This window comes from Deferrisoma palaeochoriense (genome assembly GCF_054656955.1).
This window is the reverse complement of the sequence record NZ_BAAHXI010000093.1, coordinates 1-9,548: the sequence shown is the minus strand read 5'-3', so window position 1 is coordinate 9,548 and position 9,548 is coordinate 1. Positions and strand designations below refer to the sequence as shown.

General features: G+C 68.4%; 7 protein-coding genes. 4 read left to right on the top strand and 3 right to left on the bottom strand.

Annotated elements, in window-relative coordinates; translation table 11 throughout:
- Together ACYQ8L_RS17235 and ACYQ8L_RS17230 are read right to left on the bottom strand one after the other, a co-directional pair.
- On the bottom strand, positions 1-549 hold a 549-nt coding region (locus tag ACYQ8L_RS17235; RefSeq protein ID WP_459943056.1), incomplete at its 3' end, for an aminotransferase class III-fold pyridoxal phosphate-dependent enzyme.
- A gap of 260 nt (positions 550-809) precedes the next feature.
- On the bottom strand, positions 810-2,258 hold the full coding sequence (locus ACYQ8L_RS17230) for a sigma-54 interaction domain-containing protein (RefSeq protein WP_459943055.1): 1,449 nt from the start codon (positions 2,256-2,258) through the stop codon (positions 810-812).
- 403 nt (positions 2,259-2,661) lie between these two features.
- Between ACYQ8L_RS17230 and ACYQ8L_RS17225 the strand changes: the two genes are divergently transcribed.
- Positions 2,662-3,939, top strand: coding sequence for a double-cubane-cluster-containing anaerobic reductase (locus tag ACYQ8L_RS17225; protein ID WP_459943054.1), 1,278 nt, complete (start codon positions 2,662-2,664; stop codon positions 3,937-3,939).
- Between the two features lie 50 nt (positions 3,940-3,989).
- Here ACYQ8L_RS17225 and ACYQ8L_RS17220 read toward each other — a convergent pair whose 3' ends face one another.
- On the bottom strand, positions 3,990-5,396 hold the full coding sequence (locus tag ACYQ8L_RS17220; RefSeq protein ID WP_459943053.1) for a citrate/2-methylcitrate synthase: 1,407 nt from the start codon (positions 5,394-5,396) through the stop codon (positions 3,990-3,992).
- 423 nt (positions 5,397-5,819) lie between these two features.
- Here ACYQ8L_RS17220 and ACYQ8L_RS17215 point away from each other — a divergent pair, with 423 nt between their 5' ends.
- From ACYQ8L_RS17215 to ACYQ8L_RS17205, 3 genes are all read left to right on the top strand, one after another.
- A complete protein-coding gene (locus tag ACYQ8L_RS17215; RefSeq protein ID WP_459943052.1) occupies positions 5,820-7,241 on the top strand; it encodes a hypothetical protein in 1,422 nt (473 codons plus the stop codon).
- Positions 7,242-7,339: 98 nt separating this feature from the next.
- A complete protein-coding gene (locus ACYQ8L_RS17210; RefSeq protein WP_459943051.1) occupies positions 7,340-8,017 on the top strand; it encodes a response regulator transcription factor in 678 nt (225 codons plus the stop codon).
- Positions 8,014-9,468 carry an ATP-binding protein gene (locus tag ACYQ8L_RS17205; RefSeq protein WP_459943050.1) on the top strand — a complete coding sequence of 485 codons (1,455 nt, stop codon included), beginning with the start codon at positions 8,014-8,016 and terminating at the stop codon, positions 9,466-9,468. Before ACYQ8L_RS17210 ends, ACYQ8L_RS17205 begins: the two co-directional genes overlap by 4 nt.
- Positions 9,469-9,548: the final 80 nt, after the last annotated feature.

Below are 9,548 nucleotides of genomic sequence, written 5' to 3'. Positions count from 1 at the left end.
TTCTGCTCCGAAGGCGCACCGGTAGCAGTAGGCGTAGGGGATCCGGTAAACCTCGGGCGCGAAGGGGCCGAAGCCCTTCTTGTAGGGGACGATCTTGCTGGTGAGGCTCATGCCCAGGAGCGTGCGGCCGTGGAACGCATTCTCGAAGCAGATGACCGCCGGCCGGCCCGTGAACGCCCGGGCCACCTTCACGGCGTTCTCCACGGCCTCGGCGCCGCTGTTACAGAAAAAGGTCTTCTTGGCGTGGGTGCCCGGGGTCCGGCGGTTGAGTTCCTCGGCCAGGCGAACATAGGGCTCGTAGGGCATCACGTGGAAGCAGGTGTGGACGAACCTCTCCATCTGGGCTCGCACGGCCTCGAGCACGACCGGGTGCCCGTGGGCGGTTCCCACGACCCCGATTCCCCCCGCAAAGTCGATGTACTCGTTGCCGTCGGCGTCCGTGACGCGGGCCCCCCGGGCGCGGACGGCGAAGCGGTCGGTTACATTAAACGGGCCTTGGGGAACGGCGTTTTTTCTGCGTTCCATGAGGTCCTGGTTCGTCTGGGGCATCGAAACCTCCTTGGATCTTGGGCGGACGGGAGCTTGACGCCTCGCGATAGCAAGGGGCGTGCCGACCGGTTGGTCGTGCCGAAAGTGAAGAAGAAACAGGGTATTGAAAAGGCGAACCCCCTGGGAGGGAGTGTTGTGATGCGTTTGTGTATCGGATCGCGCGGGGTGGGCGGGCTTAAAAGAAGCAGACGTGAATCAACTGGCCGCGCTATGTGTCAGCGGCCTCATATATCGCGAAGGAGTAAAGATACATAAATGCATCAGCCCGGAAGGGAACCGGGCGCGGGGATGCCGTGACGTCGGAGCTTTCGGACCACCGTGGGTTGGCTGATCCCCAATCGGGCCGCCATCTCCCGGGTGTTGCGGCACTCGGCCGCGGCTTGGAGCAGGGCGTCCCGCTCCGCGGCCGCCACCTGCTCGGCGAGCGTCCGCGGCCGCTCGGACGGGGGAGGGGGGGAGCCTGAGCCCCGCACCAGGTAGCCGTCGATCGTTTCCTCCTCGCACATCACCACCGCGTTTTTGATCATCCCCTCGAGCTCCCGGACGTTTCCCGGAAACGGATATTCCCCCAACCACCGCAACGCTCTGGCCCCCAGCCGCTTCCGCACCCCGAACTGCACCCCGTACCGATCCAGGAAGTGCAGGGCTAGGGGCACCACGTCGGCCCTGCGCTCCCGCAGGGGAGGCAGTCGCAGTGTGAACGTGTTCAAACGGTAGAACAGGTCGTGGCGGAACCGCCGTTGCCGGACGAGTTGCCCGAGGTCCTGGTTCGTGGCCGCGATCACCGAGCACCGGGAACGGCGCACCCGGGTACTTCCCAACCGGCGGATCTCGTGATCGTCTAGGTATTTGAGGATCTTCGCCTGGATCGAAAACGGCATATCGCCAATCTCGTCCAGAAACACGGTGCCGCCGTCGGCCACCTCGAGCAGACCCGGTTTGCCCTCGTCGGCCGCTCCCGTGAATGCCCCCTTCTCGTAGCCGAAAAGCTCCGCCTCGAGCAAAGACTCGGGCAGGGCCGCGCAGTTGATCTGAACGAAGGGTTGCCCGGCCCGCGGGCTTTCGCTGTGAATGAACCGTGCGAGCACGCCCTTGCCCGTACCCGACTCCCCTAGGAGCAGGATATTGGTCACATCCTTGCGGGCCAGGCGAAGGGCTACCCGGAGCACCTCCCGCATCTGGGTACTCTCGGCCACGAGGCCCCGCTCCCGGGCCTCCTTGAGGCTCAAGGCCGCCATTTCGTCCCGAAGCCGTTCGTTGGCCCGTCGCACCTCTTCGAGCTGGAGCGCGAGTTCGCTGGTCTCCGTGACGTCCCGGTCGTTCACCACCACGTAATCCAGCGCCCCGTTGGGCCCAAGGACCGGGGTGCCGGTCACGATGAGTTGTCGGCCCGTGCGGCGGGCCGTCTGTATCATGCTCACGCTCGTTCCCTGGGCCAGCACCGCCCGGGTCACGGACACGTCGATCACCCCTTCGGCCAACAGTTCGTCGATGTTTCGGCCCACCACCTCCCGGGCCGTCACCCCGTTGAGGCGTTCGGCCGCCCGGTTAAGGTTCCGGATGACCCCCTCACCGTCGATGATCCAAAGTCCGTCGTGGCTGGCGTCGAAAATTGTCTGCAGTTGGCGGGCGGTGTCGGGCCGATCCACCGGAGCCAGGGCCACCACGGCCCCGGACGGCCCCGCTTCGGCCGGAAGGGGAACAGCCACACCCGACCAATCCCCGATCCGCACCGTTTGAGGGGATGAATCCGCCAGCGCCCTCTGAACCGCCGTCACCAGGGCCTCAGGCAAACGGCTGATCCCGCGCGGGCCCTCTCCGGCCGTCTCCCCTCCGTGGCAGGCCACGACCCGAAGACCGGGATCCACCACGAGCACGGCGACCCCAGGGGGGGCAGCGGGAGGCAGTAAGGGTGACGAGCGGGCGGGCATGGATCCTCCGATGTTGGGACTTCCTCCCCAGGGTCGGAAAGGGACCCCCGGGTGTCAAGGCCGAGGGGCCCGGGATCGAAACCCCGAATGGTCCGGGGCCATCAGATTCGATTTTTCAATTTTTCGTGGGATATCTCCGGCCGGTACACTCCGCCCGTAGCCCCAAGAAGGAGGGAGAATCGTGGAACCCAAAGACTACGCGCGGCTTTGGCAGGACCTCGGTCTCAACCTGGAGGCCCACGACGGACTGCTGGCCTTTCTAGGCCAGGCCTACGAGCAGATCTTTCTCGCCCAGCCCAACCGGCCCGAGGCCATGGGCTACTTCGACTTCGTGGTGAGCGAGATCCACGGGCTCCGGGTGAAGGAACTCCACGATCTCCGGGCCCGGGGGGGCAAGGTGGTGGCCACGTTCTGCGTGTACGTGCCCGAGGAGATCGTGGTGGCCACCGGGAGTGCCATGATCGGGCTGTGCGGGGGCGCCGACGTGGGCTCCGACCTGGCCGAGCAGTATCTGCCCCAGGCCACCTGCCCCCTGATCAAGAGCGTGTTCGGGTTCAAGCTGGCCCGGCTGTGCCCCTACATCGAGCTCGCCGACCTCGTGGTGGGGGAGACCACCTGCGACGGCAAGAAGAAGGCCTACGAGGTCCTGCCCTTGGACGCCCCGGTGCACGTGATGGAGCTCCCCCACACGAAGCGGCCCTCGGCCAGGGCTCTGTGGCGGGCCGAGCTCGACCGTTTCGTGGCCCGGATGGAGGAGCTCACGGGGGTGAAGGTCACGGCCGAGAACCTCCGGGGAGGGGTGCGGATCGTGAACGAAAAGCGCCGGGCACTGGGGCGGCTCGCGGCCCTGCGGGCGGCGGACCCGGCCCCGATCTCGGGCCTCGACGCGCTCCTGGTGAACCAGATCTCCTTCTACGACGACCCGGTCCGGTTCACCCAGAAGGTGAACGACCTGTGCGACGAGCTCGAGGATCGGGTGGCCCGGGGGGAGGGCGTCCGGCCGAAGGGCGCCCCCCGGATCCTCGTTTCCGGCTCGCCCATGGCGATCCCCAACTGGAAGGTGCCGGCCCTCATCGAGGCGAAGGGGGCGGTGGTGGTGGGGGAGGAGTCGTGCGTGGGCGCGCGGAACTTCCGGGACCTGGTGGACGAGGGGCCGGCCGACCGGGACGCACTCCTCGACGCCATCGCCGAGCGCCAGCTGCGGATCGAGTGCGCCTGCTTCACCCCCAACGAGGAGCGCACCGACACCGTGGACCGCATGGCCCGAGACCTCCGGGCCGACGGCGTGGTCCACTACAACCTCTCGTTCTGCACCCCCTACGCCGTGGAGGCCCTTCGCCTGGCCCGGGACCTCCCGGCGCGGGGCCACCGGGTGCTGCGGCTCGAGACCGACTACTCCCAAGACACGGGCCAGCTCGCCACCCGCATCGAGGCGTTCCTGGAGATGCTCGGGGTGTGAGCGCAGAGCGGCGGCGGGGTTGCCCGCCAAGCCGCCCCGCCGCCTAGCCGCTAAAACCCCCGTTCCCCGGGCGCCGGGAACCCCTTGTGGAACTCGCCCACGTAGATGGCCCGAGGCCGGAAGATCCGGTTGTTCTGGAGGTACTCGAGCACCCGGGCCGTCCAGCCCGCCACCCGGCTCACGGCAAAGAGCGGGGTGAACATCTCCGGCTCGATCCCGAGGCTCCGGTAGACGAGGCCGGAGTAGAAGTCCACGTTGGGGAAGATCTTTTTCTCGTTTCCGAACCGGTGGAGCACCTCGCGCTCGAGTTCTTGCGCCACCCGGAACAGGGGCTCCACGTGGGGTTTGCCCCGGGCCAGGGCCTCGGCCAGCGGGCCCAGCACCCGGGCCCGGGGGTCGTAGGCCTTGTACACCCGGTGGCCGAACCCCATGATCCGGTCCTTCGCCGCGAGCTTCTCCTCGACCCAGCCCACCACGTCGCCGCGCTCCCGGATCTCCTCCAGCATGTAGATCACCTGCTCGTTGGCCCCGCCGTGCAGCGGCCCCTGGAGGGCCGCCACGCCCGAGCCCACGGCCAGGTAGATGTCGGCCAGCGTCGAGGCCACCACCATGGAGGCGAAGGTGCTGGCGTTCATGCCGTGGTCCGCGTGGAGGATGAGGCACACGTCCATGACCCGTTCCTCGAGCGGGGAGGGCCGCCGGCCGGTCATCATGTAGAGCAGGTTCGCGGCGTGGCTGAGCTCGGGGTCGGGATCCAGGGGCATGAGGCCCTGGTGGACCCGGGAGATGGCCGCCGCCAGCGTCGCCATGCCGGCGATCAGGTGGTAGGCCGACTGGATCGTGCCGGCGTCGTCCATCTGCTGGGCGTCCCGGAGCCGCCGGGCCCGGCTGCGGCGCTTGAACTCGTAGATCGCGTGGGTCTCGCCCCGGGGCTTCGTCTCCATGGGGATGGAGTCCTCGTCCGACCCGATGATGTCCCCCTTGACCGGGTGGCGCTCCCGGGAGTCCGCGTAGGTGAACTCCTGGCGCATCAGGTTCACCCCGAGCCGCAGGGCGGCCATGGGGTGCATGTCCTCGATCGGGAACCCCATGAGCATCCGAAGCGTCTTCGTGACCCACCGGTACTCCGTGAGCCGGCTCCGGAACGCCCGAAACTCCTCGGCCGAGGGCAGTTCCCCGTGGAGCAGCAGGTAGCAGACCTCCTCGAAGTTCGAGTACGCCGCCAAGTCGAAGATGTCGTAGCCCCGGTACACGAGCCACCCCTTGGCCCCGTTCACGTACCCCACCTTGGTCTCGCAGGCGATCGCGCCCTCGAGCCCGGGCCCCACCGTGCAGGTGACCGGCCACTTGACCCGCTTCGTGAGCCCCGGTTCGGGCTCGTTGGAGGTCTCGGCCCGGGCCCGGGCGGCGGCCCGTTCGATGATCTCGGTGATCGTATGGCTGTGGCGGTGGTCCATGCGCAGCTCTCCTTCGGCGGGGCACCGTTCGACAGGCGGACGCCAGGGCGTAGGGGTGCGTCCGCGGCGAGCCCCTCCCGGCCGCGGTGCCACGAAATGACTGATGGGTGGTGCGGGAATACGAAAACGCCCCGGGCGTGAAGCCGGGGCGAAACCTCCGGCAGGCTCGGGGACTCTACCAGCTCGTTCCAAAAAACGCAAGCATCCCAAGTGTTTGATGTCACCAAACCCTCCGGCCGGGGGAGCTTCACGAAATCTTCACGCGCCGTTCAGGCTTTCTTCACACGCGCCCCTGTAGCCTACGTCGGTAGGGAAACCGGAGGCCCCTCCCGAGGCCTCCCTCGCCGGGGTCCCGGGGGTTGCCTCCTGGCCCCCGGGCCCGGCGCCCTTTCTTTGGCCCTCGATCGGGAAAGGAGGTGACTCATGAGGCATGGTGTCGGAACGGCGTTGGCTCTCCTGGTGGCGGTGGCGTTGGGCGGCTGCGGAAGCAGTTCGTCGGGCGGTGGACCGAGCGACCCACCGGAGCCCGCGTTCACCGCGGCCCGTTTCGGGGCGGGTTCGGCGAGCGTCACGAACGAGTTCTTCCCCCTGGAACCCGGAACCACCTGGACGTACACGAACGAAACGGAAGACGGCGTGGAAACGGACGTGGTCGAGGTGCTGGAGGAAACCCGGACGGTGGCCGGTGTGGAGTGCCGGGTGGTGCACGACCGGGTGTTCCTCGACGGCCTCCTGATGGAGGACACCTACGACTGGTACGCCCAGGATGCGGACGGGAACGTCTGGTACCTCGGGGAAGCGGTGACCAACTACGACTACGACGACGAAGGGAACGTCGTGGCCACCGACGACGAGGGGGCCTGGGAGGCCGGCGTGGACGGGGCCGAGCCCGGGATCCTGTTCAAGGCGCAACCCGCGGTGGGCGACTCCTACCGCCAGGAATACCTGGAGGGGGTCGCGGAGGACGTGGCCAAGGTCGAGGCCGTGGATGTGACCGTGGAACTCGACGACGGCACCACCTACACGGGCTGCGTGCAGACCCTCGAGTGGAACCCGCTGGAGGAAAACTCCGACGCCCACAAGTATTACTGCCCCGGCGTGGGGGTGGTGAAAGAGGAAGAGGCCGGCGAACTGGTGGAGCTCCGGGGGGTGTTCCGGCAGGGGGCGGACCGGGTGCCGGACTTCGCCGGGGCGACCTTCACGAGCCCGACGGACGTGGACAACACCTACTTTTCCCTGGTTCCCGGCACGACCTGGACCTACACGGCCGAGACCGAGGACGGGGTGGAGACCACGGTCGTGGAGGTGCTCGACGAAACCCGCACGGTCAACGGGATCTCCTGCCGCGTCGTGCGCGACCGGGTCTATCTGGGAGATGGGCTGCCATTGGGCCCGGAGGACCTCCTCGTGGAGGACACCCACGACTGGTACGCCCAGGACGACGTCGGCAACGTGTGGTACATGGGCGAGGACGTGGTGAACTACGAGTACGACGACGAGGGGAACGTGGTGGGCACGGACAGCGAGGGATCGTGGGAGGCCGGCGTGGACGGTGCCGAGCCCGGGTACCTGATGCTGGCGTCGCCTGCCGCGGGCACCTCGTATTACCAGGAGTACTATGAAGATGAGGCCGAGGACATGGCCTACGTGGTGGCCACGGGGGTGACGGTGAAGCTCGAGGATGGTACGGAGTACGAGGACTGCGTGCAGACCCTGGACTGGAATCCTCTGGAGCCAGATGTGCTGGAGTACAAATGGTATGCCCCTGGCGTGGGGGTGGTGAAGGAAGAAGCCCTCACCGCCGACGAGGTCGTGGAGCTTACCGAGGTTACACCGGCACCGTGACCATTGCCGGCCGTGGGAAACCTGTGGGAGCCTTCCCCCGCGCGTGGGGGAAGGCTCCCGTTCGTGTACGGGGATGGTGAAACACCGCGGAGGTGACCGTGCGACTCCTGATCGTGGAAGACGATGTGGATCTCTCCAACGCGCTGACCCGCGGGTTCCGGGAGGAGGGGTTCGCCGTGGACCAGGCCTTCGACGGGGAGGACGGCCTGTGCCTGGCCCGCATGGGCGAGCACGACCTTGTGGTACTCGACCTCATGCTCCCCGGCATGGACGGCTTCCGGGTGCTTGAAACGTTGCGGGGCGAGGGAAACCGGGTTCCGGTGGTGTTCCTCACCGCCCGCGGTGACGTGGAGGACCGGATCCGGGGGCTTCGCCTCGGCGGGGACGACTACCTGCCCAAGCCGTTTCGGTTCGAGGAGTTGCTCGCGCGGGTCCGCGCCGTGCTCCGGAGAACCCACGGCGTGGAGCAAGACGTGTTGACCTGGGGGCCCCTGCGCCTCGACATGGAGGCCCACCGGGCGTTCTGGGGAGAGCGAGAACTCTCCCTCACCCCGAAGGAGTTCCAGATCCTCCAATCTCTCCTGCTCCAGAAGGGAAGAACCCTGTCCCGCACCCGCCTGAGCCTCCAGGTGTACGATCACGCGTTCGACGCCGAATCCAACGTGCTCGACGCCCACGTGGCCAACCTACGGCGAAAGCTCAAGGCAGCGGGCGGTGAGCGGGTGATCGAGACGGTCAGAGGCGTGGGGTTTCGCATTCCGGAGAAACCGGAATGACCTCGATCCGGGCGCGGGTCCTCGCCCCGCTTCTCCCCCTGACCGCGCTGGCCCTCCTCGTGACCGCGGCCGGCATCCACGCGTCCACCCGGCGGGATCTCCTGGCCTCGTTCGACCGAGGGCTGCTGGCATCGGCGCGGGCCCTGGCGGCCGGGGTCGAAGTGGAGGTCGACGGGACACCGGCCTTCGACCCGGAGGATCTGACCCTTCCGGAACTCTCCACGCCGAGTCCGGACTTCTTTTACGTGATCTTGGGGGAAGACGGACAGGTGGTCGCCCGCTCCCCGCAGGCCCCGGCGGTGGGGCCCCCCGCCGGGAACGATGGGCCGCGGGTGACGGACGGGCCCTCCGGATTTCGCGTGGCGGTCCTGCCGGTGGTCCGGGAACCCGAGCGCGACCCGGAGGACGTGGAGGAGTGGCAAAAGGCGCACCCTGGGGAGCCGCTTCCCAAACCGAAGCCCCAAACCCTTTGGGTGGCGGTGGGGCGGGCCACGAAACCGGTGGAGCAGGCCCTTTCCCGGCTCCGGCGGCGTCTTTTCGTCGGGTTCGGCGGCCTGTTCGTCGCCCTGGTGCTCCTGCCGGTCTGGATCGTCTCCCGGGCCCTCCGACCGCTGAAGGCGTTGTCCCGCCGGGCGGACGAGATCGGGCCCGAGGACCCTTCGGCGCGCCTGCCCGAGGAGGCGGTGGTCCAGGAGATCCGCGGCCTGGTCCGGGCCCTGAACCGCGCCCTGGAGCGCCTTGGGGCGGCCTACGAGCGACAGAAGCGGTTCTCCGCGGACGCCGCCCACGAACTGCGCTCCCCCCTGGCCGCGGTGCAGACCGAGTGCGAGGTGGCGCTGCGCCGGCCCCGCCCACCGGAGGAACTGCAGGCGGCGCTGGAGCGGGTGCTGTGCCGGGTGCGGAAACTCGCCACCATGGTTGAGGACCTGCTGAGCTTGTCCCGGCTGCAGAACGGGGTCCTTCCGGGGGATCGGGGCGAGGTCGATCTGGCGTTCGTGGCCTCGGAGGCCGCGGCCCTTCACCGGGGGGCGGCGCAGGCCAAGAATGTGACCCTCGAGGTCCGGACCGAGGGCCCGGTGTGGGTCCGGGGGGACCCGGGGCTCCTGGAGGAGGCCGTGTCGAACCTGGTGGACAACGCGGTACGGTACACGCCGAACGGCGGGCGGGTGCGGGTCGAGGTGTACGGCGGTCCGGACCCTTCCGTGGCGGTCTCCGACACGGGCCCGGGCATCCCCCCCGAGCACCGGGAAAAGATCTTCGAGCGCTTCTACCGGGTGGACCCCTCGCGGTCCCGGACCGACGGGGGCTCCGGGCTGGGCCTCGCCATCGTCCGAGAGATCGCCCGGATCCACGGGGCCGACGTGCGGGTGGAGAGCCGGGAGGGCGAGGGTTCGGTGTTTCGCCTGTCGTTCCAGACGGGAGAGGACGCCCCCCCGGGCGCCCGTTACTAATACCTTCAAAAGTATTGCCGGGGGCGGGTGGGGGACTGGCTCCGGTCGGGCGCGAGTGCGGCACCCGATCGCCGCGCCTT